The sequence below is a fragment of the Micromonospora tarapacensis genome, from assembly GCF_019697375.1.
GTDB lineage: Bacteria > Actinomycetota > Actinomycetes > Mycobacteriales > Micromonosporaceae > Micromonospora > Micromonospora tarapacensis.
The window spans coordinates 3,373,050-3,396,263 of the sequence record NZ_JAHCDI010000004.1; the positions used below are offsets into that span (position 1 = coordinate 3,373,050).

Sequence of the window (23,214 nt, forward strand, 5' to 3'; positions counted from 1 at the left end):
AACGAAAGGCCGGCACAGTGAAAATCCTGCACACCTCGGACTGGCACGTGGGCAAGGTGCTCAAGGGACAGTCACGGGCCGAGGAGCACAAGCAGGTGCTGGCCGGGGTCATCGAGATCGCCCAGCGAGAGCGGCCCGACCTGGTTCTCATCGCCGGCGACCTCTACGACACCGCCGCGCCGACCCCGGAGGCGACCCGCCTGGTCACCCGGGCGCTGACCGCGCTGCGGCGCACCGGCGCGGACGTGGTGGCCATCGGCGGCAACCACGACAACGGGCCGGCCCTGGACGCGTTGCGGCCGTGGGCGGAGGCCGCCGGTGTCACCCTGCGCGGCGGGGTCCGCGAGGATCCGGCCGAGCACGTCGTCGACGGCGCCACCGCCGGCGGGGAACGCTGGCGGCTGGCCGCGTTGCCGTTCCTGTCCCAGCGGTACGCCGTCCGCGCGGTGGAGATGTACGAGCTGACCGCCGCCGAGACCAACCAGACGTACGCCGACCACCTGGGCCGCATCCTCACCCGGCTGACCGAGGGTTTCACCGAGCCCGACCGGGTGCACCTGGTCACCGCCCACCTGACCGTGGTCGGGGCGGCCACCGGCGGCGGCGAACGGGACGCGCACACCGTCCTGGGTTACGCGGTGCCCGCCTCGGTCTTCCCGGGCACCGCGCACTACGTGGCGCTCGGCCACCTGCACCGTGCCCAGCGGGTGCAGGGGCCGTGCCCGATCCGCTACAGCGGTGCGCCGCTCGCGGTGGATTTCGGCGAGCAGGAGAACGTGCCGTCGGTGACCCTGGTCGAGGTCACCGCCACCACGGCGGCGCGGGTCCGAGAGGAGCCGGTGACCGCGGCGAGGACGCTGCGCACGGTACGCGGCACGCTGGCCCAGCTCGCCGAGATCGCCCCACCGGAGGGCTGGCTGCGGGTGTACGTCCGCGAGCAGCCCCGCGCCGGGCTGCGCGAGGAGGTGCAGCAGCTGCTCCCGGGCGCCTTGGAGATCCGGATCGACCCGGAGCTGGTGCCGGCGCCCGGCAGCGGCACCCGGGTCGCCCAGCGTTCCGGCCGCTCACCCCGCCAGCTGTTCGCCGACTACCTGGACAGCCGGGGCCACGCCGACGACGGGGTGCAGGAACTCTTCGACGAGCTGGTCGAGGAGGTCGATCACTGATGCGGCCGATTCGGTTGGACATGGCCGGCTTCACCGTCTTCCGCGACGAGACCACCGTCGACTTCACCGACGCCGACTTCTTCGCCCTGGTCGGGCCCACCGGTTCGGGCAAGTCGACAGTGCTCGACGCGATCTGCTTCGCCCTCTACGGCACCGTGCCGCGCTGGGGCGGTGCACGCGGGCTGGGCAACGCCCTCGCCCCGTCGACCACGGAGGCACGGGTCCGGCTGGTTTTCGAGTCCGGCGGCGCCCGCTACGTCGCGACCCGGGTGGTCCGCCGGGACAGCCGGGGCAACGCCAAGACCGCCGGGGCCGGGCTACAGCTGATGCCGGCCGGCTTCGACGCCGGCAAGCTGGACACCGGGCTCAGCCCGGAGGATCTCGGCGAGGTGGTGGCCGGTACTCCGGCCGAGATGGACGCCGCCGTGCTGGAGGCGGTCGGCCTGCCGTACGAGCAGTTCACCAGCTGTGTGGTGCTGCCGCAGGGGCAGTTCGCCGACTTCCTGCACGCCCGGCCCGCCACCCGGCAGCAGATCCTGGTGAACCTGCTCGGTCTCGGCGTCTACGAGCAGGTGCAGCAGCGGGCCACCGCGCGGGCCGGTCAGGCGCAGGCGAAGCTGGAGGCGGTCGACCAGCTGCTCGCCGGGCTCGCCGACACCGACGACGCCACGCTGGAGCGCGCCACCGGCCAGGTCGAGCGGATGGGCAGGCTGGCCGAGGCGGTCACCGCCGCCGTACCGGAACTGGAGGCCGCGCGGACGACCGCGCGGGAGGCGAGTGCCGCGCTGGCCGCGCTCGACGCCGAGCTGGGCGTGCTGGCCGAGGTCCGGGCACCGGACGGGGTGGCCGAGGTGGCCCGGGCGGTCGCCGCCGCGCAAGCCGGTCACGAGGCGGCGGCGGGCGCGGTGTCGCTGGCCGAGGAGCGCGAGGAGAAGCTGCGCGGGGAGCTGACCGCCGCGGGCGACGAGAGCGCGCTGCGGTTGCTGCTGCGGGCGTACGCCGATCGGGAACGGCTGGCCGCCCAGGCCGACGGGGTGCGGGCCGTGGTGGAGGCGGCCGGCACCGAGCATGGCGCGGCGGTGCGGGCGCTGGCCGAGGCGCGGCGGGTGGCCGAGCGGGCCGAGGAGGAGTTGGCGGCGGCGTTCCGGGCCCACGAGGAGGCGAAGGCCGCCGACCAGGCGGCGGCGCTGCGGGCGCACCTGTCCGACGGCGACGCCTGCCCGGTCTGCGAGCAGACCGTCGTCCGGGTGCCGGCGATGCCGGCCGATTCGGCGGTGGCCCGGGCGGTGGCGGCCGGCAAGGCCGCCCGGGCGGCGAACGAGGCCGCCGGGCGGACGGTGGCCGAACGCGACACGGCCGCCCGGGAGCTGGACCGGGTGCTGCTGCGCGCCCGCGCCGAACACGACGGGATCCGGGCCCGGCTGGCCGAGTTGGACGAGCGCCTCGCCGGGGCGGCCACCGCGGAGGCGCTGCGGGCGACGCTGGCCGAGCAGGCGCGGCTGCGGCGGGAGTTGGACGAGGCGACCGCGGCGGTCCGCGGCGGCCGGGATGCCGCGCGCCGGGCCCGGGGTGCGGTGGACGCGGCGCAGGAGCGGCTGCGGGTGGCGTGGCGGCGCTTCGACGGCGCCCGCGACGCGGTGGCCCGGTTCGGGCCGCCGGCCGCCGACCGGGACGACGTGGCCGCCGCCTGGGCCACGTTGGCCGGCTGGGCACAGGCTCAGGCGCAGCACCGCCGGTCGGAGCGGGCCGGGTTGGCCACGGCGGTGGCCGAGGCCGAGGCGGTGGCCGGTGCGGCGACGGACCGCATCGCCGGCATCTTCACCGAGGCGGGCCTGCCGGCCCCCGACGACCCGGTCCGCGCCGCCACGGTGGCGCTGGAGCGGGCCGAGGCCGAGCGTCGCCGGCTGGTGGAGCGGCGGGAGCAGGCCGGGCAGTTGCGTGGCCAGCGGGCCGAGCACGAACACCGGGCGCAGGTGGCCCGGGCGTTGGCCGGGCACCTGCGGGCCAACAACTTCGAGCGGTGGCTGCTGGCCGAGGCGCTGGATCTGCTGGTCGACGGCGCGTCGGGGATCCTTCGGGAGCTGTCCGGCGGCCAGTACGACCTGGTCCACGACAAGGGCGAGTTCTTCGTGGTCGACCACCACGACGCCGGGCTCCGGCGCGGGGTGCGCACGCTCTCCGGCGGCGAGACGTTCCAGGCGTCCCTGGCGCTGGCGCTGGCGCTCTCCGAACAGCTGGCCGGGATGTCCACCACCGCCGCCAGCCTGGAGTCGATCGTGCTGGACGAGGGCTTCGGCACCCTCGACGCGGCCACCCTGGACACGGTCGCCGCCACCCTAGAAAATCTGGCCGCCCGGGGCGACCGGATGGTCGGCGTGGTCACCCACGTGCCGGCGCTGGCCGAGCGCATCCCGGTGCGTTTCGAGGTACGCAAGGACGCCCGCTCGGCCCGCGTCGAACGGACCGGCCGGTGAGCGCGAGGGGTACGCCACGGCGGAGCCCCACCGCCGCGGACGGAGGATCGGCCCGGTGACGTTCTTCGTCGACGCCTGGGACCCGGCCTACGGGGCGTCGTTCGAGGCGTCGCCGGGTGGTCCGGCGACGCCGAGCAGCGCGCAGGTGGAGGCCGAGCACGAGCTGCCGGCGGTGGACTGGCGGGCCATCGCTCCCCGTCCGGGGGTGCAGGCCCCCGGGGTGGTGCTGCTGGTCGACGGGGTGCGCCGGATCGACGCCAGCGTCTGGACGGCCGAGGAGGACGGCGGCTCGTTCCCCGGCCTGGCCGCCTCCTACGCCGCCGGCGTGGTGCACTGCGACCTGGAGCGCGGTGCCGCGCAACTGGCCGGCGCCACGGTGGAGCGGGGGCTGTTCACGGCCAGCCCGTCGGCGACCGACGTGGTGGCCGGCAACATCCGCTACCCGGTGCGCCGGGTCAGCGGCAGCGGCGAGTTGGCCAAGCTGCCGGCCGCCGTACAGGGGCCGCTGACCGCCCTGGAGGTGGCGGTCTCGGCGGCCGCCCGTACCGACGGCGACCTGCTGGTGGTGGACGGGCCGTTGCGCAACCGGCGGCAGCTGCCGCGCACGCTGGGTTACGTCAAGACCCAGCACAGCCAGTACCTCGATGCCCGGCTCACCACGGTGGTCACCGGGCTCGCGCCGGGTCACCGCTCACCGGTGTTCCGGCTCGGCACCGCCTGGGGCGGCTGGTCGTGGTATCTGCGGCTGCCGGTGGCGCCGGGGGCGCCCTGGGCGGGGATCGTCCGGCTGGAGTGTTCGGCCGATCTGGAGATCGCCGAGGCGGTGCGCCTGGCCGACCTGTCGCTGGTCACCCTGCCCCGGTTCGCCTCCACCCCGTACAAGGACCCGCGGGCGCCGCAGAACCTGGTCCCGATCGCCGGGCTGGAGCGGCTGCTGCGCTCCCGGCTGGGCGACGCGCGGCTGCTGCACCGCGCGCTGGCCGCCGCCGCGCGGGCCGGCCGCTGATGGGCCGGCGGCGCGACGCCGACCGGATCGCCGAGCAGGTCGACACGGGGCGTGCGGAGCTGGTGCCCGACCCGGACCGGCCCGGGTCGTGGACGCTGCTGCTGGACGGCGCGCCGCAGTCGCATGTGGACCTGACCGACCCGACCCACCTGGAGTTCGAGTACGTCCGCCGGCTGGCCGCCGCGATCGACCTGGCCGCACCGGCCGGCGCGCCGCTGCGGGTGCTGCACCTGGGCGGCGGCGCGCTGACCCTTCCCCGGTACGTCGCCGCCACCCGTCCGGGCTCGACGCAGCGGGTGGTCGAGGTGGACGGCGCGCTTGTCGACCTGGTCCGGCGGGCGTTGCCGTGGCGGCCCGACCCGCGGCTGAAGGTGCGGGTGGCCGAGGCCCGGGCGGCGCTGGCCGCGTCCCGGGACGCCAGCTACGACCTGGTGGTCGCCGACGTCTTCGCCGGTGCCCGGACACCGGCCCGGCTGACCTCGGTGGAGTACGCCGCCGAGGCGGCCCGGGTGCTGCGTCCGGCGGGCTGGTATCTCGCCAACATCGCCGACGGCCCACCGCTGCGGCACGCCCGGGGGCAGGTCGCCACCGTGCGGACCGTGTTGTCCCAGGCGTGCCTGGTCTCCGACGCCGCCGTGCTGCGCGGCCGGCGCTTCGGCAACCTGGTGCTGGTCGCCGGCCGCCGGCCGCCGCCGGTGGCGGAGCTGAGCCGCCGCGCCGCCGGTGACTGGTTCCCGGGCCGGGTGCTCGCCGGCCCGGAGCTGGACCGGTTCACCGGCGGCGCCCCGGTGGTGCACGACGGTGACGCCACCGACTCGACGCCGCCTCCGCCGGGGATTTTTTCCGTCCGGCGTTGATCCGTCCGGTGCCGGCCGTCCGTACCACTCGGCAGCCATGCCCGTGGGGGACGGCTTTCTGTCCGTGGACATCCGGAGGTCTGCATGCACGCACTGGCGGTCGGTTGGCAGGGCGACCGGGTGCGGGTGGACTGGATGTCCGCCCGGTCCCAGTCCCGGCCGACCACGTCCACCCGCGGGGTCGACTCGCGTCCGGCGGCTCGCCAGAATAGCCCGGTGACGCCGCGACCCGCCTCTGGCCGCCACCAGGCCTCGACCACCGAGGCAGCCCACTCCGACCAGTTGGTCCGCACGCTCTACGCCGAGCATGCCGGGCCGCTGCTGATGTTCGTCATGCGGCTGACCGGTGGCGACCGGCAGCGGGCCGAGGACATCGTCCAGGAGACGCTGCTGCGCGCCTGGCGCAACGCCCACCGGCTGGGCACGCAGGGACAGGGGTCGCTACGGCCCTGGCTGGTGACGGTGGCGCGACGGATCGCCATCGACGAGCACCGCAGCGAACAGGCCCGCCCGGCCGAGACGTACGACCGGGATCTGACCGCGTTCGCCGAGTCGGACAGCACCGACCGGGTGCTGCGTTCGATGACGGTCGCGGACGCGCTGCGAACGTTGACTCAGTCGCACCGGGAGATCCTGGTGGCGACGTACTTCCGGGGCCGGACGGTGCCGGAGGCGGCCGAGGAACTCGGCCTGCCACTGGGCACCGCGAAGTCGCGGGTCTACTACGCGCTGCGCGCGCTGCGCACAGCTCTGCAGGAGAGGGGGGTGACGGAATGAGCCGGGTTGACCACATGGACGTCGCCGCGTACGCGCTCGGCGTGCTGGGCGAGCAGGACATGGAGCGGTTCGAGGAACACCTCGCGACCTGCTGGGCCTGCGCCGCCGAGCTGGAGACGATGGTGCCGGTGGTCGGGCTGCTCTCCGACGTCGACGAGGAGTCGATCACGGCGTTGGAGCAGACCCACTCGTCGAATCCGGTCCTGCTGGATCGGACGCTCGTCGCGCTGCGTACGCAGCGCCGGCGGGCACGGTTCCGGCAGGTTCTCGCGACCGCGGCGGCCGTGGTGGTCTTCGGTGGGCTGACCGGTGTCGGGTTCGCCAGCCTGAGCGACACCGGCAACCCGCCGGGCTTCCAGGCCGGGCCGGACGCGAGCGCGCCGGTGGATCAGCCGACCAACCCGGGCAACCCCAGCGGTCCGAACGTGGGCGGCAACGAGCAGGAGGGTGACCAGGTCGACGTCACCGACCCGGACACCGGGGTCACGGCGACGTTCTTCCTCATCTCGAAGGACTTCGGCACCAAGATGGACTTCAGCCTCGGCCGGCTGCCGGGGCCGCGCACCTGCCGGCTGGTCGTGGTGCGGGCCGACGGATCCACCGAGATCCTCTCCACCTGGTCGGTGCCCGAGGGCGGCTACGGCACCAACGCCAACCCGCAGTTGCTGGCCCTCTCGGCGACCACGTCGACGAAGCTGGACGACATCACGCACTTCGAGGTGCAGGAGGTGGACACCAAGGGTGCCACCGACACGCTGGTGACCGTCCCGGTGGCCTGACCGCACCGCGACGAAGGAAGGCCCGCCTCGCCCCGAGGCGGGCCTTCGCCGTCGCCGGCCGGAGCGGAGTACGGACTCCCACGAACAGAGGCCGCGGACGGTTCAACGGATCGATGTGAGCTTAGCCACCGTTTCGGGTTCAACCTTGACAGCGCTTGTCCCGTACTTCCCGGTGACTGTCAAGCATGAGGAGGGGCACGTGGCACAGATGAAGCGGACCGTCATCGCCGTGAGCGCCATGGTCGCACTTACGGCCTGCGCTCCCGCGGGCTACGACGGATCTGACTCCGGCGCGGCCGAGCCGGTCGCCGTCGCCGCGGCCGAGCCCACCGTGACCGCGGACCCGGAGGCCAGCGCGGAACCGGGTGCCTCGGCATCACCGGGCGCGGAGGCCGAGAACGACGTCCCCCTGCCCGACGGTGCCGAGCTGACCGAGAGCCTGACCGGCAAGAAGTTCCCCCGGATGGGCAGCGCCGTGGTCAACCAGGACGGGTTCATCCTGTACCGCTTCGACCGCGACACCAACGACCCGCCGTCGTCCAACTGCGAGGACGAGTGCGCCGAGGTGTGGCCGCCGGCGCTGACCGACGGCAACCCGGACCTGAAGGGCGTCTCCGACGACGCGGTGGGCACCATCACCCGCGAGGACGGCACCCGCCAGATCACCCTCGACGGTTGGCCGCTCTACACCTACATCGGTGACAAGAAGGCGGGCCAGTGGAAGGGCCAGGGCGTCGGCGGCACCTGGTTCGTGGTCAACCCCGACGGCAGCAAGAACCTGGAGTGCCTGCCCAAGGGCACCCCGAAGGCCGTCGCCCCGCCGTCGGAGTCCGAGTCGAGCGACTCCGACTACAGCTACTGATCCGTCGATCCACCGCTGGCCGGTCGCCGCCCCGGAGGGCCGCGACCGGCCAGCGCCGTCTCCGGCGACACGACCGGCCGCGGCGCGCCGGTGACCGGCCGCGTGGCAGAGTGTGGCGGTGATGTCGACCGAGCCGGGTGCCGGCCGGGTGCTTCGGCCGCCGCCGAGCTACCGCCTGGTCCCGTCGGTGCGCCCGCTCACCTTCAGCTCGTACGACCCCTGCGCGCGGATCGTCGCGGGCGTCCTGTGGTGCGCGGCGCGCACGCCCGACGGACCGGCCACCCTCACCCTGCGGCCGGCGGCCGGCGACCTGGTCGCCGAGGGTACGGCCCGGGCGCCGGCTGGGTGGTGGAGCGGGCCGACGCGGTGGCCGGGCTGCGGGACGACCTGACCGGGTTCGCGGACGTCGCGGCGACGCATCCCGTGGTGGCCCGGCTGGCGGCGGCCCACCAGGGGCTGCGGATGCCGGCCACCGGGCTGGTCTTCCCCCGGGTGCTGCGGGCCGTCCTGGAGCAGAAGGTCACCGGCAAGGAGGCCTACCGGGGGTACGCGGCGATCGTCCGCCACTTCGCCGAGCCGGCCCCGGGGCCGATGCGCCTGTTGCTGCCCCCGAACCGGCGGCGGTGGCCGCCGCCGGCTACTGGGTCTTCCACCCGTTCGGGGTCGAGCAGCGCCGCGCCGAGACGCTGCGCCGGGCCGCCCGGATGGCCGACCGGTTGGCGCGGTGCGGCGACTCCGCCGAGGCCACCCGCCTGCTGCGGTCGATCCCCGGCGTCGGGCCGTGGACCGCCGCCGAGGTGGTGCGGGTCGCCCACGGCGACCCGGACGCGGTAAGCGTCGGCGACTACCACGTACCGAACACGGTCGCCTGGGCCCTGGCCGGCGAGGCGCGTGGCGACGACGCCCGGATGCTGGAACTGCTGGAGCCGTTCCGGGGCCACCGGGGCCGGGTCTGCCGGCTGCTGGAGGCCGCCGGCATCCAGGCCCCCGCTACGGCCCCCGCGCCCCCATCCGCTCCTTCGCCCACTTCTGACCGGCCCGCCACCGGGCGGCAACCGGATCTCAGGCGGCCTCGCGCAGGTCGGCCAGGCTCACCGGGGTACGCCGCAGCAGCAGCGCCGCCAGCTCGGTCACCGAGCCGACCTCGCCGAGCACGTCCTTGCCCCCGCCGAAGCGACCGGGATAGCGGTGGACCAGCCGGTAGACGTACCGACCGCGGATCAGTTCCACGCTGACCCGCCACCGTCCGCAGCACCCGCACACCAACTCCGGCATCCCGCGAAAATAGCTCTGACCTGCTGTTTTGCGATCCGCCCAGGCAGGACGTGCGTGCCGTGGGGCGGACACGCCGCCCACCACGCGGCGGTGATCCGTCTCACCGCTGTCGGTGCCGTCTGGTTGACTGGTCGCCGTGGACCTGCCGATCAACCCGCCGGTGGAGCCGATGCTCGCCCGCAGCGTCGCGTCGCTCCCCACCGGGCCGGGCATGACCTACGAGCCCAAGTGGGACGGCTTCCGCTGCATCGTCTTCCGCGACGGTGACGAGGTGGAGCTGGCCAGCCGGGGCGGCAAGATGATGACCCGCTACTTTCCCGAGGTGGTGGAGCAGGCCCGCCGGCAGCTGCCGCCGCGCTGCGTGGTCGACGGCGAGCTGATCGTGATCCGCCGCGACGGCCCGGACGGGCAGCCCCGGCTCGACTTCGAGCTGCTGGCCCAGCGCATCCACCCGGCCGCCTCCCGGGTGAAGCTGCTCGCCGAGACCACCGCCGCCGACTTCGTCGCCTTCGACCTGCTCGCGCTCGACGGCGAGAGCCTGCTCGACGCGCCGTACCCGACCCGCCGCGCCCGGCTGGAGGAGGCGCTGGCCGGGGTGCGCCCGCCGGTGCACGTCACCCAGATCACCACCGACGCCGACACCGCGCGCCGCTGGTTCGACGTCTTCGAGGGCGCCGGGCTGGACGGGCTGATCGCCAAGCCGGCCGACCTGCCGTACGAGCCGGGCAAGCGGCTCATGTTCAAGGTCAAGCACGCCCGGACCGCCGACGTGGTGGTGGCCGGGTTCCGCTGGCACAAGTCCGGCCCGGTGGTCGGCTCGCTGCTGCTCGGGCTCTACGACGACGCCGGGCTGCTGCACCACGTCGGGGTGAGCGCCTCGTTCACCATGGCCCGCCGGTCGGAGCTGCTGGAGGAGCTGGCCCCCTACCGCGACGCCGGGGCGGAGCATCCGTGGGTGCACGGCGACCACGAGCGCGGCCAGCGGATCCCGGGTGGGGTGAGCCGGTGGACCGGCACGAAGAACCTGGAATGGGAGCCGCTGCGCCCGCAGCTGGTGGTCGAGGTGGCGTACGACGCGATGGAGGGTGACCGGTTCCGGCACACCGCGCGGTTCGTCCGCTGGCGACCCGACCGCGACCCGCCCTCCTGCCGATACGATCAACTCGACCGGCCGGTCCGGTTCGACGTGGACCAGGTCCTGCGGGGCGACCCGGCGGTGCCGGCCGGGTCCGCGTAGCGTGGCCGTCGACCCGATCACGGAGGCTCGTTCGTGACCCGTACTTCCGACCGGATCCGCCGTGCCCGGCTCACCGTGGCCGGCCTGGCCGCCGCCGTGGTGGTCGCCGCCGGCTGCACCCTGCCGGCGTTCGCGCCGCGCACCGACGTCGAGGGCGACGTCGAGGCCGCGGCGCCCGGGACGGAGCCGACCTGGCGGGCCTGCCCGGAGGTGCCCGACGAGGTGGTCGGGCGCGGCGCGCCGGACATCCGGTACGAATGCGCCCGCGTCCAGGTGCCCCAGGACTGGGCCGGCGGCAGCGGCGCCACGGCCGGCCCCGGCGCCGGCGAGACCTTCGAGATCGCACTGATCCGGGCCCGCTCCACCAACCAGCGCGACCGGATCGGCTCCCTGCTGGTCAACCCGGGCGGGCCGGGCGGCTCGGGCGTCGACACCGCGGTCTACCTGTCCTTCGGCGAGCAGTTCGGCGGCCTGCCCGACCGCATCCTGGAACGCTTCGACATCGTCGGGTTCGACCCGCGCGGGGTGGCCCGGTCCAGCCCGGTCGAGTGCATCCCGGATGCCGACCTCGACGCCGCCTTCGGCTACGACCCCGACCCGGAGAGCCAGCAGTCGTTCGACGATTTCGTGGCGCTCAACCGGCGGATCGGCCAGGGCTGCGGCGACAAGTACGGCGACCAGCTACCGCTGTACGGCACCGAGCAGGCCGCCCGCGACATGGACGCGATCCGCGCGGCCGTCGGCGACGAAAAGTTGACCTACCTCGGCTACTCCTACGGCACCCTGCTCGGCGCCACCTACGCCCAGCTGTTCCCGCAGCGGGTGCGGGCGCTGGTGCTCGACGGTGCGGTCGACCCCCGCCAGGGGCTGATCGAGGGCTCGGAGAGCCAGGCCAGGGGCTTCGAGCGGGCCTTCGACAACTTCACCCGCTGGTGCGCGGCCAACCCCGCCCGCTGCCCGATCGCGCCGGACGCCCGGGCGGCGGTGACCTCCGCCATCGACAAGGCCAACGCCTCCCCGGTCCGCGCCGCCGACGGCCGCGAGGCCACCGCCGGCTGGGTCTTCTACGCGATCGTCTCCTCGCTGTACTCCGAACCCGGCTGGCAGCAACTCGCCCAGGCCATCGACCGGCTCGGCGAGGGCAACCCCGACGACGTGTTCCGCCTCGCCGACGCCTATACCGAACGCGACGACAGCGGCAACTACACCAACCTCTTCGACGCGAACCTGACCATCAACTGCGCCGACGAGGAGGAACGCCCCGACCTGGCGCGGATCCGCCAGCTCCAGTCCCAGTGGCGCGGGCAGTACCCCCTGTTCGGCGCGCCGCTCGCCGCCGGCCTGGTCTCCTGCACCGAATGGCCGGGCGGCAGCGACCCCTACCCCACCGGCCGCGCCGACGGCGCCCCGCCGATCCTGGTCGTCGGCACCACCGGCGACCCCGCCACCCCGTACGAGCAGACCCCCGCGCTGGCCGAGATGCTCGGCGTCGGCCAGGTGCTCACCTGGGAGGGCGAGGGCCACACCGCCTACCCGCAGACCGCCTGCATCACCGAGGCCGTCGACGCCTACCTGATCGACCTGACCGTGCCGACCGACGGCAAGCGCTGCCCGGCGGGCTAGGCTGTTCGTACATCAGGGTTGATCGGCAGTGAGCGCAGCGATCGCAGACCTTGCCTCCGGCATCTCGAACAGTTCCTCCAGGACCTGGGGATAGCTGACACCCTGCGCGACCCGGCCACGCACTAGTTCAAAGGCCGCCCTAACGCCCGGTGAGGCGACCGGTGGGCGGGCCGGGACGGTGAGCGATTCTGCAGTGGACGGAGACAGCAGAGAGCCGGCGCGACCAACGAGTCGGCTTATCAGGTCAGCGTAGGAGAGGCCGTACCGGTCAAGTATGGGCCGGGAGCTGTGCAACTCCGCCGGCTCAGAAATCTCGCTCAGGGCCAACTGACGGGGGATCGAGGCTGCGGCGAGCACGATGTGCTCGAACTGAACATCGGTAGACCCCTCGCGGACGGCCTGCCGGCTCCCCTCGTTCTCAAGTGTCAGGAGCAGGCCGGAACTCGGCCCGTCGACCTTCCTCGAAATCACGTTAATGGGCCACATCAAAAGGCGGCTTACCATGTTCACGGGTAGGAGTCCCGTCGACTCCAACGAATCGACAGCAGGCGCCCAGGGGCGCTTACCCTGGAATGGCTTCAGGCGGCCGACCTCCGATAACAGGTCACTGCGGTTGACGCCACTGCGCGTCAACAGAGCATTCGCCGTCGTCTCCTCGCTCACGAGAAGCGCGAGCAGCACTTCGCGGTCGCCGACCCATGGAAGTTCCCGCTCCGCGGACATTGATCGCGCATCGGCCAGAACCTGCACGGCTCCTGCCGTCCACGCGGGCAACACCGCGGACTGTCCACCAATCAGGAAGTCCGACCCGTCGCGGACAACCTCGCGAAGGAGGGCACGAGCCCCATACAGGGAAAGTGGCTCTGCATGCCCAGACTCCCCCTTTTGTCGAACCTCCGATCCTCCAATGCCCGACCATCCGACTTCAGGACGGTGTCGAGTGAACGAATCTCACCCCTCATCCTCCGACAATATTCAAGCAGCAGGTCACCGGATCCGACAGATAGTTTCCCGCCATGGGCCGCCCTTTTGAACGCCGGCGTAAGAATCGCCATAACCGTCCACGACGAGTAGTCGAAGACGTCCACCTGAAGGCCACCCACAAGACCTCAACTTCCATCGATCTGTGCATAGTTACTTCGCTAGAAACAACCCCACCACGCAATATCGCCGCCTACGGCATCCAAAAAAAAACGATGGTCAAATCAGGCACAGAAGAACAACGCCGAAGCCGTGGGTGCGGATCAGTTCATACAGGGGGTGAGCATGCCGTCGATCAGCGTTTCCAGCTCGTCCTGGTAGCGCTCCGTGGTCGAGGAGCCACAGGCGAACAGTTCGGCCAGCACGTCCGGTGGCAGGTTGTGCCGCAGCACGACCGCGAACCTGATCTCAGCCACAGCCGCAGAGCCCGAAGGAAACTACTCGCTACGGCCGCCCCCTGACATCAGGTTGATGCCCTGCGCCTCCGCCACTTGCTCGGCGCGACGAATGATCTCATCGATTTCGCGTTCGTAGAGCCCGAGATCCTCGACGGCCTGCACGAACCCAAGCACCTTCACCTGAATCGCTAGTTCCAGATCCACTTCCCCGTATGCGGCGGCATCCTCCCCAAGGACGCCCTCGATTATCGAAGTGGCGGTCGACCGGTCCAACAGTGGGTCTTGCGAAGCGGCGACTACTCTGCCGACGAAACCGGCAACCATCTCGACAGTCCGACCGCGATGAAAGCGTTGCCTGACTGCGATTTCAAACGCAGCGTCGACCACTGCGGCGATCGCGTCGTTCGACTGCTCACGCGGCGACGTAGCCACCCACTCATGATCATAGCCAGCCATAGCTTCCAACGTCTGACCGATCACCGACCTCGGTTGACTGCCGGCAGCATCGCCGCCGCCTTTGGTGGCGGCACCTTCACGTGTCGCACGCCGAGATCGTCCAATCTTACGGCGCCAACGATCCAGCCGCTTCTCCGCAGCCCTGACCAACTCTGCCGTATCCCATTCAGACAGACACGCTGTCCGCACTAAATCGTCAAGAATGGGTAGAACCAGTAGTCGCTCACGCCGACGAAGGTCAAGTGGATGGGCTGCCCCCAGAGCCAGATCAACAAGCGCCGCAACGACATGCGGCGCGACGGGGGAAGTCCCCTGCCTCATCAGGACGGCTGAAACATAGCTTCGCGCCGCCTCGGCACCGGTGTCTTGAGCAAACATTCGCCGCATCGCGACAATCCACGCCTGATAGATCAACTCGGATGCCGAGGCAGGGTGGACCATCAGGCGCAACGTACGTCCCAGATCCTGATCGATCAGATACTGCCACACACGCCTTCCGGCACCCGTCACCGGCGCCAGGGTCACCTCTCCGGCCTCCCGTACCACCGCCTCGCCACCTCCGCGCCCATCTTTGCCGCACGCTTTGCTAGCACCAAGACTCCCAAGAAGCCTATAGAGGCTCCACGAAGGTTGATGGGGGTCGGCTGACGCCGCCGGTCTGTCCAGGGTGGACCATGGACTGAGGGTGCCCGTGGCCATGGTTGAGGATATGTCCGGTGGCGCTGCGCCACCACCCGGCGCACCCGAGGCCACCTCGGCCCCCGGCAACTTCGCTGAGCCCGTATCACGCGGTGCGGAATGCAAGGAAGAGTTACCGGGAGGCCGGCGGCGGCTACGCCGCGCACCGCAAGCCCGTACCCTATCGCGGCAAGCATCGACACGCTCCGCAGCACCGAGGTCAATACAACCCGAATCGGGCCACCGGGATTTTGTTTCGGCAGACGGCGGCGAGGGTGGGAGCCGGAGGACGTAGCCCATAGAACGGAGGCGGCCATGTCCACCGCGATCGGTGGAGGCACGTATTCGGTGCTGCGCCGAGCTGGGCGCGAGGCGGCGCGTCTGAAGAAGACGAGCATCGGCGTCGACGACGTGCTCTTCGGCATGCTGGGGCGTTATCCGCGGCTGCGGATGGCGGTCCCGGTCCGGCCGCAGCCGCAGCGTAGCGAGGAGCCGCGCGAGCCATCCGATGACTTTGAGTTGTCGGTGGAGCTGATGCTTGAGGTGGTTCGGGCGATGCGGGAGGCGTACTGGCGGTCTTTCGGCTGGCCAGGCCCGGCGCGGGACCGGTTTGCGGAGGCGCCCGGCTGGGAGCCTTCTGCGGTGGCGGTGTTACGGCTTGCCGCTCATCTTGCGGTGCTGCGTCGGGCATCGTGCGTGGGCAGCCACCACTTGCTTGAGGCGCTGTTGGAAGGCCCGGGCCGGCACGCTCACGAGTATATTGCGCTGGATCGATTCTTGGCTGGTCGGCTGGATGATGTGGTGGCCCGGCTGTGGCCGGAGGGTGACCGGGAATCGCCCCGGCCGGGGATTGCCGGGCCGTTGCGGGAGATCGGGGTCCTTGGCCGGGAGCCTGGCAGGAGGACAGGCCAGTTGAAGAGGCGCCTGGCTGTCTCGGCCAGTCGGCTGTTCGCCGAGACCACGCCGGCATTGAGCTGGCTGGAGGTGGAGGCGGTCGCCGAGACGGTCCGGCTCGGGCACGACCGCACGTCGCCGGCGCATCTGATCATGGGGGTGCTCGTGCTCGAAGAGGAGATGCAGGCCGGCGACCTTCGGCCCGCCTCGCCGTCCGATATAGCGAACGAGGTCCTGCTCGGCCGTTTCGGAGCGGCCCGGCAGGACGCCAGCCTTGTGACAGCAACGACGAGCTATGGCGCGGAGATAGCTGGACCGCGTCCGAAGCGGTCATGGCAGACCGACCGGAGAAACCCGCCGTGGACGGTGGCGGCTGCCCGGATCGCCGAGCGGGCCCGGGAACTAAGCACACTCGGGGCGCGGGTGCCGGCAGGAAGCGCTCATCTGGTGTACGCCGCCGTCACCGACTCTGATGCAGGTGGCCGACAGTTGCTCTCTGATTTGGGCGTCGATCCTTCAGCCGTTCGCGGCTTGGCCGCCGATCGCCTCGGACTGACTTGACACCAGCACAAGCCGCAAAGCCCGTCGGTCGAAGTAGGCTCCGAAGGCACCAGCCGAGTGATCAAGACCGTCGTCCGCGACGCCTACGCCTCCGCAACCCCGTCAACCAGGAACCACGCACCCGCTGCGCCAGCACCCGCTGCGCCCGGGGCCACCTCAGCCCCGCCAATCTCGTTGAGCCCCAGGGGGAAGGGGCGCCGCCCGACCAGGGCGGTGGTCGGGTTCGGTGCGGGTGGCAGCCCCTTCCCCTTCCAACGCTCCGGGAGGGTAGAGGCGTACAAACCGGGTGACGGTGTCGCGGTCACCCTCCACGCGTACGGTGCCGGCGCGTTCGGCGTCCGCGAGCGGCAGGCCGCCGAAGAGCACCTCGCTCCAGACCGTCGACTCGGCGGTCACGGTCGCCGCCGGGTTGCCGGCGGCACCGGGCTGGACGTCCAGCAGTCGGTCGACGGCGGCCAGCTGGTATTCGCGTACCGGTGGGTTGGTCTGGCGGGCGTCGTACAGGCGCAGGGTGGTCGGCGGCAGGTGGTCGGGGGCCGGCGGCGCCATGGTGCGCATGGCCAGGATCGCGGCGTCGGGGGTCATGCCACCGCTGGTGCGCGGATCCCGGCCGGACGAGTACCACCGGCCGAGCGCCGCGAGCACCGACTCCAGCCCACGACCCCACTCGGTGACGACGTACGCGCGGGTGCGCGCCAGGTCGGGCAGGGTCACCTGCTCGACGACGCCGGCCTGCCGCAGCGATCTGAGCCGGTCACTGAGGACCGCCGGAGTGATGCCACGAACGGCCTCCTGTAGGTCGGCGAAGCGTTTGGGGCCGAGGAGCAGTTCACGGACGACGATGAGCGTCCACCGGTCACCCACCAGGTCGAGGGCGTTGGCCGCCCGGCAGGCGTCGCCGTGCTGCGCGTAGGTCAACTTGGCAGGCAATCAGTCTCTACTTTCTTCACACGAGCAGTAGCTATGTTTAAGATAGCGGAATGCGGAGTACCGACACACACCCAGCGCCCCCCATGGTCGACCGCGACACGTGGCTTCGTGAGCGGAACGCCCTACTCGCACGGGAGAAGGCACACACCCGTGAGGGTGACGCCATCGCCGCCGCCCGCCGCCGCCTTCCGATGACCGGGATCGACCCGGTCAAGCTGGTCGGCGAGCACGGCCCGATCTCGTTGCTCGACGTCTTCGACGGGCAAGACCAACTCGTGGTCTACAAGCACATGTGGCACCTCGGCAAGCCGTTCGAGGAACAGTGCGAAGGCTGCACCCTGAGTATCTGGAACTTCCACGAGGCAAGCTACCTGGCGGCACGGGGCATCAGGTTCGCAGTCTTCAGCGAGGGCCCGTACGAGGAGATCGCACCGTTCCGCGAGTTCATGGGCTACACCCACCCGTGGTACTCGACCCATGGCATCGACGACCCCGCCGTCGCCGGAGGCGGCGACATCGCATGCTATCTGCGCCGAGACGACCGGATATTCCTCACCTACGAGACGACCGGCCGCGGCGTCGAGGCGATCATGGGCTCACTCAAGCTGCTCGACATGACCGCCTACGGACGCCAGGAGGTCTGGGAGGACTCCCCCGACGGCTGGCCACAGGACCCGACCAGCTGGTGGCGCAGAGACGGCCGCCCGGTAGCCCAGTGGTCCCGCCCCGGCGCGACACCAGTCCGGCCACCGGAGCAACACCACTGCCACTGAAGCCTGCCGGAGCGTCCGCTCGACCAGTGCGCGCGCCGGGGCGCGGAGGTCGCGGTGATCGACAACCTGGACGGCTTCCGCGCCGGCTGACCGGGCACTCTCCCGCGCATCGGTTCGCGCCGCTGTGGGACGCTCACGGGATGAGTGAGGTGATCTTCCGCGAGGCGGTCCAGGCGGACCTGCCGGCCGTGCTCGACCTGCTCGCCGACGACGTGTTGGGGCGTGCCCGCGACGTCGGGGAGGTCGACGCCACGTACGAGAAGGCGTTCGCCGACATCACCGCCGACCCGCGCAACCACCTCGTCGTCGCCGAGTTCTGTGGCGAACTGGTGGGCTGCATGCAGCTCACCTACATTCCCGGGCTCGGCCGGCACGGTAGCGAGCGGCTGCTGGTCGAGTCGGTCCGGGTCCGCTCCGACCAGCGTGGTCGAGGGCTGGGGCGGCAGATGATGACCTGGGCGATCGAGCGGGCCCGGCAGCGCGGCTGCGGCCTGGTGCAGCTCACCACCGACAAGAGCCGGCACGACGCGCACCGCTTCTATCTCGGCCTGGGCTTCGTCGCCAGCCACGAGGGCATGAAGCTCAGCCTCTGACGCCGTCACCTGCCGACGGCTCCGCCAGCCGGGGGCGCCCCACCTCGCAGCCGAGAACGGTGGCCCAGAAACCGGTAAGCGTCGACAGGCTCGACCCGTGGACCATGCTCCGGGTGGCGTTGCGGATCATCCAGAAGTCTCCGCCGGGCAGCACCATCGCCCAACCGGCCGGGCCACCGCCGCCCTCTCCCACGAGCACCAGCAGTTCCGGCCTGCTGTCGACGTCGATCTCGGGCAGGTCCTCGACCGTCACGGACCACCGCTCCTGCTCCCCGAATCCCCTGCCGCCCCACCTCACCAGATCAATTGTCGTCACCGTGCGGGAAGCGTGCGGGAGTGTCGGCAGTGGATGCAAGGCTCCGCGTGAGACAGTCATCCAGCGACACGTCAATAAGCCGATGAGACCTCAATTTCCTCGGAGCGGAGCCGATGATGCGTCAGGATGAGACAACCGGCGGAGGCGTGACCGAGACAGGATCGACCGTGCCGCGACGTGAACTCGGCCGGCTGCTCCGACAGACCCGGGAACAGGCCGGCATCGGGCTGGAGGCAGCCGCTTCGGATCTCGAATGGTCCCGGGCCAAGATGTACCGCGTCGAGGCTGGTCAGGCTCCGATCCGCGCCCTGGACGTCGAGCAGATGTGCCGCCTCTACGGTGCCGTACCCGAGATGTCCGAGGTGCTTGTCAGTCTCGCCAAGGAATCCAAGAGCAAAGGCTGGTACCACGCCTACGGCGAGGTGATCCCCCGGTGGTTCCAGCTGTACGTGGGACTCGAATCCGCCGCCAACCGCATCCGCTCCTACGAACAGAGCTTGATTCCCGGGCTTCTACAAACTCCTGAGTACACGGCAGAGGTCGCGCGGTGCCGACCGGGCATCACCGATGGCGAGGTGGCGAAGCTCGTTGAGTTGCGGCTGGAACGTCAACGTATCCTCACGAGACGGCGACCGGCCGCGCCAATGCTGGACGTAATTTTGGACGAGGGTCTGCTCCACAGAAGCCTGCCTGGCATCTCTCGGCAGATCGCCAAGCTGATAGAGGCCGGCGAGGCACCGAACGTCTCCGTCAGAATCGCTCCGCTCAATGGCAAGCTCAATCGTGCCGCCGTCGCCGGCAGTTTCGTCATCCTGGACTTTCCCGTCAAGGGTGCCCGATCAGCCGAGCCGACCACGGTCTACAACGAAAGCCTCTCCGGCGCACTCTACCTTGATCGTCGGGACGAGGTCCGGGCATACGCCGAGGTGTGGAACCAGCTCAGCGCAGCGGCGCTGAGCACCGAGGAATCACGCACGCTCCTGCGTCGAATCATGGAGAGGCATCATGAGTGATCTGAGCGGTTTGACCTGGCGCAAAGCCAGCCACAGCAGCGACCAGGGCAACTGCGTCGAGGTGGCGGGCGGTCTTGCGGGCGTGGTGGGGGTGCGGGACAGCAAGGACGTCGCCGGCCCGGCCCTGATCTTCGGCGCGTACCAGTGGCGGGCTTTTGTCCAGACCCTCAAGAGCAACCGCCCCGCGTAGCCCGGCCGGTCAGCGGGGGCGGTCGCGGTCCTTGGACGGCTGGACCCGCTTCGGTTCGCCGGGCATCTTCGGGTGGTCCGGCGGGTAGGGCAGGTCGCCCTCGCCGGCCGCGGCGTCCCGCTCGGCCCACTCCAGCAGCGGGGTGATGTCCCACCCGGTCTCGTCGATGCCGGCGTGCGGGTCACCCCGCTGCGCCAGCCGCTGCGGCACGGTACGCAGGTCGAAGTCGTCCGGGTCGACGTCGGGCAGCTCGTCCCAGGTGACCGGGGTGGAGACGGTGGCCCGGGCGTTGGCCCGCAGCGAGTACGCGCAGGCGATCGTGCGGTCGCGGGCCATCTGGTTGTAGTCCACGAAGACCCGCTCGCCGCGTTCCTCCTTCCACCAGGCGGTGGTGACCAGTTCGGGGCGGCGGCGGGCCAGCTCCCGGGCCAGCGCGATGGTGGCCCGGCGCACCTCCACAAACGTCCAGCGGGGTTGGATGCGCAGGTAGACGTGCACGCCCCGGCCACCGGAGGTCTTCGGCCAGCCGCTCACGCCCAGCTCGTCGAGGATCGCGCGCAGCTCGGAGGCGGCCGTCGCGGCGTGCGCGAAGTCGGTGCCGGGTTGCGGGTCCAGGTCGATGCGCAGCTCGTCGGGGTGGTCGACGTCGGCGGCGCGCACCGGCCACGGGTGGAAGACCACCGTGCCCATCTGCGCGGCCCAGGCGACGTGGGCCAGGTCCGCCGGGCAGAGCTCCGCGGCCTTACGCCCGCTGGGGAAGCTGATCTCCGCGGTACGCACCCATGGGGGCACGCCCCGGGTGGGCACCCGCTTCTGAAAGAACATCTCCCCCTCGATGCCGTCGGGGAAGCGTTGCAGGGTCGTCGGCCGGTCACGCAGGGAGCGCATGATGCCGTCGCCGACGCTGACGTAGTAGTGGAAGACGTCGGCCTTGGTGAAGCCGCGCCCCGGAAAGATCACGCGATCCGGGCTCGACAACCGTACGGTGTGCCCGGCCACCTCGATCTCCTCGGCCGCGGCTTTCGTGCCTGCCATTGCGCGACCATATGCGATGGGTCCGACCTTCGACGTACCGTTGAGCCGTGAGTCTTCCTGACAGCGAACTGCCCCGCACCGAGGACGAGTGGCGGGTCCGGCTCAGCCCCGACGAGTTCCGGGTGCTGCGCGAGCACGGCACCGAGCCGGCCTGGACCGGCGAGTACGTCGAGACCAAGACGCCCGGCATGTACCGGTGTCGGGCCTGCGGCGTTGAGTTGTATCCGAGCGACACCAAGTTCGACTCGCACTGCGGCTGGCCCAGCTTCGACGACGCCATCCCCGGTGCGATCCGGGAGATCGAGGACAACTCCCTCGGCATGGCGCGCACCGAGATCCGCTGCGCCCGCTGCGACAGTCACCTCGGGCACGTGTTCCGCGGCGAGCACTTCACCGCGAAGGACACCCGCCACTGCGTGAACTCCCTCTCGATCCGCCTGGACCCCGGCGCCGCCTGAGAGTCGGCGAAAACCCCGAGGGCCGGCGTACCCCTAGGCCGCCGGACGGGCGGCCATCAGGGCGACCTGGGCGGTACGTGACTGCTCGACGCGGCGCGCCAGGTCGCGCACCCGCTCGTCGGTGCCGGCCGCCAGGTGCGCCCGGGCCAGGTCGGCCGCCGCCTGCTGGTGGGCGCTGAGCACCTCGATCAGCACCGCGTCGACCTGGGCCGCCGGGGCGTCGCGCAACCGTGCGAGCTGGTCCGGGCCGGCCCCGTGCCCGGCGTGGTCGTCGGCGCGGGCGCTGCGCCCGGCCTGCGTCAACCAGGTCCGCGCGGTCTCCAGTTCGTCGGCCTCGGTTACCTCGACGGCGGCGACCAGGGTCCGCAGGTCACCGTCGGTCAGCCGGTCCCTGACCAGCCGGACGATCTGGAGAGTCTGCTCGGTGTGCCCGGCCATCATCGACAGGAACAGCAGGTCGATGCCGGTCATGTCGGTGGCGGCGGCCGGCGCGACACCGGAGGCGGCAGCCGGTGCCGGAGTGACGGCGGCCGGTGCGCGGTCCGCGGGCGCACCTGCGCAGCCCGCGGCGAGCAGCGCGGCAAGCAGCGCGGACAGCCGGCGTACCGCCGGGTGGGGGCTGTGGGCCGGCGGGAGGGTGGCCGGGCCGGCCACCCTCCCGCTGGTCAGACCTGGCTCCACAGCGCCGGTACGTTCGGCGGTTCCCAGCCGGCGAGGGCGGTGTGCGCCTGCCGGCAGCGGTAGGTGCGACCACCGTAGGTGACCTGGTCGCCGACGGCGTACGCGCGCCCGGCGGCCCAGGTGCCGCCGGCCGGCGGGTTGGTGGTCGGTGAAACCGTCGGGGTGGGCGACGGCGACGGCGGATTGGTCGGGCTCGGGCTGGGCGTCGGATTGCCGCCGCCACCGCCGATCTGCAGGTCGACGCAGGAGTAGAAGGCGTTGGCGGTGTCCGAGATGTTCCACACGGCCAGCAGCTTCTGCCGGCCCGAGTAGCCGGACAGGTTGACGGTGTGCGAGACGGTCGGGCCGGGCTGGCGCCCGCCGCCGCTGAACACCGCCACCCGGCTGTTGCCGATGAAGTACTCCCAGTCCCGGGTGGCGTGCATGGCCGTGTTGACCCAGGTGAACGTGACGGTGCTGCCGACCGAGGTGGCCGGCCAGCCACGGTTGTCGTCGTTGAGGACGGCGAAGTGCGAGATGTTGGCGTGGCAGTTGCGCAGCCCCTTGGGGCCCTCGACGCTCTGCGGCTCCCACCTGATCTGTCCGCAGTCGGGGACGCGGTTCTGGGCGCAGAGCGCCTGGCGGCTGGGCGGCGACGAGACGTAGCCGTGGGCCTGGGCCGGGGTGGCGACGGCCAGGGTGGAGACCATGGCGCCCGCTGCGACGAGCGGAAGGGTGATTCTTCGGCGCATGACGGCAGCTCCTTGTCGGCTTGTTGCCTGGTGAGGTGCCACCAACATAATTTAAACCTTGTTAACAGTAAAGACCCTCATCGATAAAACGGGCGGGTTGGCCGGGTCTCCCCGACCGGCCGACCTGACCGGATTCCGCCACCCTCACCCCGCGCCATGGAGCAAGATGGGGCAAATAACCAATATTTGGAGGTACTTGTCGTGGCAACGTGCGAGGTATGCGGCAACGACTACTGGTTGGCGTTCGAGGTGCGTACGGTCAGCGGCGACGTGCACACCTTCGACTCCTTCGAGTGCGCCGCGCACAGGTTGGCGCCCATCTGCGAGCACTGCCAGGTCAGGATCATCGGGCACGGGGTGGAGGTGTCCGGCCGCTTCTTCTGTTGCGGGCACTGCGCCCGCGCCGTGGAAACCGAGCAGGGCAGCCAGATCCGCGACGCCGTCGGCGCCCGCCCCGCCTGACCACCCCA

The 23,214-nt window shown here is 71.4% G+C and carries 25 protein-coding genes and 1 pseudogene; 17 read left to right on the forward strand and 9 right to left on the reverse strand.

Translation table 11 applies throughout. The annotated features are described in order from the left end of the window. The first annotated feature begins 17 nt into the window (after positions 1–17). The 8 genes and pseudogenes from KIF24_RS21105 to KIF24_RS21140 all read left to right on the forward strand — a co-directional run bounded on the left by KIF24_RS21105 (position 18) and on the right by KIF24_RS21140 (position 8,954). Entirely contained in the window at positions 18–1,166 is a 1,149-nt protein-coding gene (locus KIF24_RS21105) for an exonuclease SbcCD subunit D (RefSeq protein WP_221085509.1), read from the forward strand. Next, the gene (locus KIF24_RS21110) at positions 1,166–3,640 is read left to right on the forward strand and encodes an AAA family ATPase (RefSeq protein WP_221085510.1); all 2,475 of its coding nucleotides are present in this window, start codon (positions 1,166–1,168) and stop codon (positions 3,638–3,640) included. Before KIF24_RS21105 ends, KIF24_RS21110 begins: the two co-directional genes overlap by 1 nt. Before the next feature lie 55 nt (positions 3,641–3,695). Then, positions 3,696–4,646, forward strand: coding sequence for a hypothetical protein (locus KIF24_RS21115; RefSeq protein ID WP_221085511.1), 951 nt, complete (start codon positions 3,696–3,698; stop codon positions 4,644–4,646). Then, positions 4,646–5,503 (forward strand): spermidine synthase, encoded by an 858-nt coding sequence (locus KIF24_RS21120; RefSeq protein ID WP_221085512.1) that lies wholly within the window; start codon positions 4,646–4,648, stop codon positions 5,501–5,503. The genes KIF24_RS21115 and KIF24_RS21120 overlap by 1 nt, the downstream gene beginning before the upstream one ends. A gap of 84 nt (positions 5,504–5,587) precedes the next feature. Beyond that, positions 5,588–6,280 carry a sigma-70 family RNA polymerase sigma factor gene (locus KIF24_RS21125; RefSeq protein ID WP_221085513.1) on the forward strand — a complete coding sequence of 231 codons (693 nt, stop codon included), beginning with the start codon at positions 5,588–5,590 and terminating at the stop codon, positions 6,278–6,280. Next, entirely contained in the window at positions 6,277–7,059 is a 783-nt protein-coding gene (locus tag KIF24_RS21130) for an anti-sigma factor family protein (RefSeq protein ID WP_221085514.1), read from the forward strand. Before KIF24_RS21125 ends, KIF24_RS21130 begins: the two co-directional genes overlap by 4 nt. Positions 7,060–7,258: 199 nt before the next feature. Beyond that, complete coding sequence (locus tag KIF24_RS21135; RefSeq protein WP_221087474.1) at positions 7,259–7,921, forward strand: COG4315 family predicted lipoprotein; 663 nt, start codon at positions 7,259–7,261, stop codon at positions 7,919–7,921. 118 nt (positions 7,922–8,039) lie between these two features. Beyond that, positions 8,040–8,954, forward strand: a pseudogene (locus KIF24_RS21140) (DNA-3-methyladenine glycosylase family protein). 29 nt (positions 8,955–8,983) lie between these two features. Here KIF24_RS21140 and KIF24_RS21145 read toward each other — a convergent pair. Then, on the reverse strand, positions 8,984–9,196 hold the full coding sequence (locus KIF24_RS21145) for a hypothetical protein (RefSeq protein ID WP_221085515.1): 213 nt from the start codon (positions 9,194–9,196) through the stop codon (positions 8,984–8,986). Between the two features lie 136 nt (positions 9,197–9,332). On the opposite strand from KIF24_RS21145, the gene KIF24_RS21150 reads away from it, so the two are divergent. Next, positions 9,333–10,433, forward strand: a complete 1,101-nt coding sequence (locus KIF24_RS21150) for an ATP-dependent DNA ligase (protein WP_221085516.1) — start codon at positions 9,333–9,335, stop codon at positions 10,431–10,433. A 54-nt stretch (positions 10,434–10,487) separates the two neighbouring features. Next, positions 10,488–12,056, forward strand: a complete 1,569-nt coding sequence (locus tag KIF24_RS21155; protein ID WP_331461385.1) for an alpha/beta hydrolase — start codon at positions 10,488–10,490, stop codon at positions 12,054–12,056. 12 nt (positions 12,057–12,068) lie between these two features. Here KIF24_RS21155 and KIF24_RS21160 read toward each other — a convergent pair whose 3' ends face one another. From KIF24_RS21160 to KIF24_RS21170, 3 genes are all read right to left on the reverse strand, one after another. Continuing rightward, positions 12,069–12,806, reverse strand: a complete 738-nt coding sequence (locus KIF24_RS21160) for a hypothetical protein (protein WP_221085518.1) — start codon at positions 12,804–12,806, stop codon at positions 12,069–12,071. A gap of 494 nt (positions 12,807–13,300) precedes the next feature. Then, positions 13,301–13,453 (reverse strand): hypothetical protein, encoded by a 153-nt coding sequence (locus KIF24_RS21165; RefSeq protein WP_221085519.1) that lies wholly within the window; start codon positions 13,451–13,453, stop codon positions 13,301–13,303. Positions 13,454–13,474: 21 nt separating this feature from the next. Then, the gene (locus tag KIF24_RS21170; RefSeq protein WP_221087678.1) at positions 13,475–14,416 is read right to left on the reverse strand and encodes a hypothetical protein; all 942 of its coding nucleotides are present in this window, start codon (positions 14,414–14,416) and stop codon (positions 13,475–13,477) included. Between the two features lie 468 nt (positions 14,417–14,884). On the opposite strand from KIF24_RS21170, the gene KIF24_RS21175 reads away from it, so the two are divergent. After that, positions 14,885–16,024 carry a Clp protease N-terminal domain-containing protein gene (locus KIF24_RS21175; protein ID WP_221085520.1) on the forward strand — a complete coding sequence of 380 codons (1,140 nt, stop codon included), beginning with the start codon at positions 14,885–14,887 and terminating at the stop codon, positions 16,022–16,024. 156 nt (positions 16,025–16,180) lie between these two features. Here KIF24_RS21175 and KIF24_RS21180 read toward each other — a convergent pair whose 3' ends face one another. Further along, the gene (locus KIF24_RS21180) at positions 16,181–16,942 is read right to left on the reverse strand and encodes a winged helix-turn-helix transcriptional regulator (RefSeq protein ID WP_221085521.1); all 762 of its coding nucleotides are present in this window, start codon (positions 16,940–16,942) and stop codon (positions 16,181–16,183) included. 95 nt (positions 16,943–17,037) lie between these two features. Here KIF24_RS21180 and KIF24_RS21185 point away from each other — a divergent pair, with 95 nt between their 5' ends. Next, positions 17,038–17,727 (forward strand): DUF899 family protein, encoded by a 690-nt coding sequence (locus KIF24_RS21185; protein WP_230415804.1) that lies wholly within the window; start codon positions 17,038–17,040, stop codon positions 17,725–17,727. A 140-nt stretch (positions 17,728–17,867) separates the two neighbouring features. After that, on the forward strand, positions 17,868–18,320 hold the full coding sequence (locus KIF24_RS21190; protein WP_221085523.1) for a GNAT family N-acetyltransferase: 453 nt from the start codon (positions 17,868–17,870) through the stop codon (positions 18,318–18,320). Here the strand turns inward: KIF24_RS21190 and KIF24_RS21195 are convergent. Then, positions 18,310–18,573, reverse strand: a complete 264-nt coding sequence (locus KIF24_RS21195) for a hypothetical protein (protein ID WP_221085524.1) — start codon at positions 18,571–18,573, stop codon at positions 18,310–18,312. The genes KIF24_RS21190 and KIF24_RS21195 overlap by 11 nt on opposite strands. Before the next feature lie 176 nt (positions 18,574–18,749). Here KIF24_RS21195 and KIF24_RS21200 point away from each other — a divergent pair, with 176 nt between their 5' ends. After that, on the forward strand, positions 18,750–19,649 hold the full coding sequence (locus tag KIF24_RS21200) for a helix-turn-helix domain-containing protein (RefSeq protein ID WP_230415806.1): 900 nt from the start codon (positions 18,750–18,752) through the stop codon (positions 19,647–19,649). Next, on the forward strand, positions 19,642–19,839 hold the full coding sequence (locus tag KIF24_RS21205; RefSeq protein WP_221085525.1) for a DUF397 domain-containing protein: 198 nt from the start codon (positions 19,642–19,644) through the stop codon (positions 19,837–19,839). Before KIF24_RS21200 ends, KIF24_RS21205 begins: the two co-directional genes overlap by 8 nt. Positions 19,840–19,848: 9 nt before the next feature. On the opposite strand, the gene ligD is transcribed toward KIF24_RS21205, so the two are convergent. Next, positions 19,849–20,874 (reverse strand): non-homologous end-joining DNA ligase, encoded by a 1,026-nt coding sequence (ligD, locus tag KIF24_RS21210; protein WP_221085526.1) that lies wholly within the window; start codon positions 20,872–20,874, stop codon positions 19,849–19,851. Positions 20,875–20,921: 47 nt separating this feature from the next. On the opposite strand from ligD, the gene msrB reads away from it, so the two are divergent. Further along, entirely contained in the window at positions 20,922–21,332 is a 411-nt protein-coding gene (msrB, locus tag KIF24_RS21215) for a peptide-methionine (R)-S-oxide reductase MsrB (RefSeq protein WP_221085527.1), read from the forward strand. A gap of 33 nt (positions 21,333–21,365) precedes the next feature. Here msrB and KIF24_RS21220 read toward each other — a convergent pair whose 3' ends face one another. Together KIF24_RS21220 and KIF24_RS21225 are read right to left on the reverse strand one after the other, a co-directional pair. Beyond that, positions 21,366–22,013, reverse strand: coding sequence for a DUF305 domain-containing protein (locus tag KIF24_RS21220; protein ID WP_407939944.1), 648 nt, complete (start codon positions 22,011–22,013; stop codon positions 21,366–21,368). Beyond that, positions 21,998–22,744: a lytic polysaccharide monooxygenase gene (locus KIF24_RS21225; RefSeq protein ID WP_221085528.1), complete on the reverse strand. Its 747-nt coding sequence runs from the start codon at positions 22,742–22,744 to the stop codon at positions 21,998–22,000. The genes KIF24_RS21220 and KIF24_RS21225 overlap by 16 nt, the downstream gene beginning before the upstream one ends. Positions 22,745–22,945: 201 nt before the next feature. Here KIF24_RS21225 and KIF24_RS21230 point away from each other — a divergent pair, with 201 nt between their 5' ends. Further along, positions 22,946–23,206: a Prokaryotic metallothionein gene (locus KIF24_RS21230; protein ID WP_221085529.1), complete on the forward strand. Its 261-nt coding sequence runs from the start codon at positions 22,946–22,948 to the stop codon at positions 23,204–23,206. Positions 23,207–23,214 lie beyond the last annotated feature (8 nt).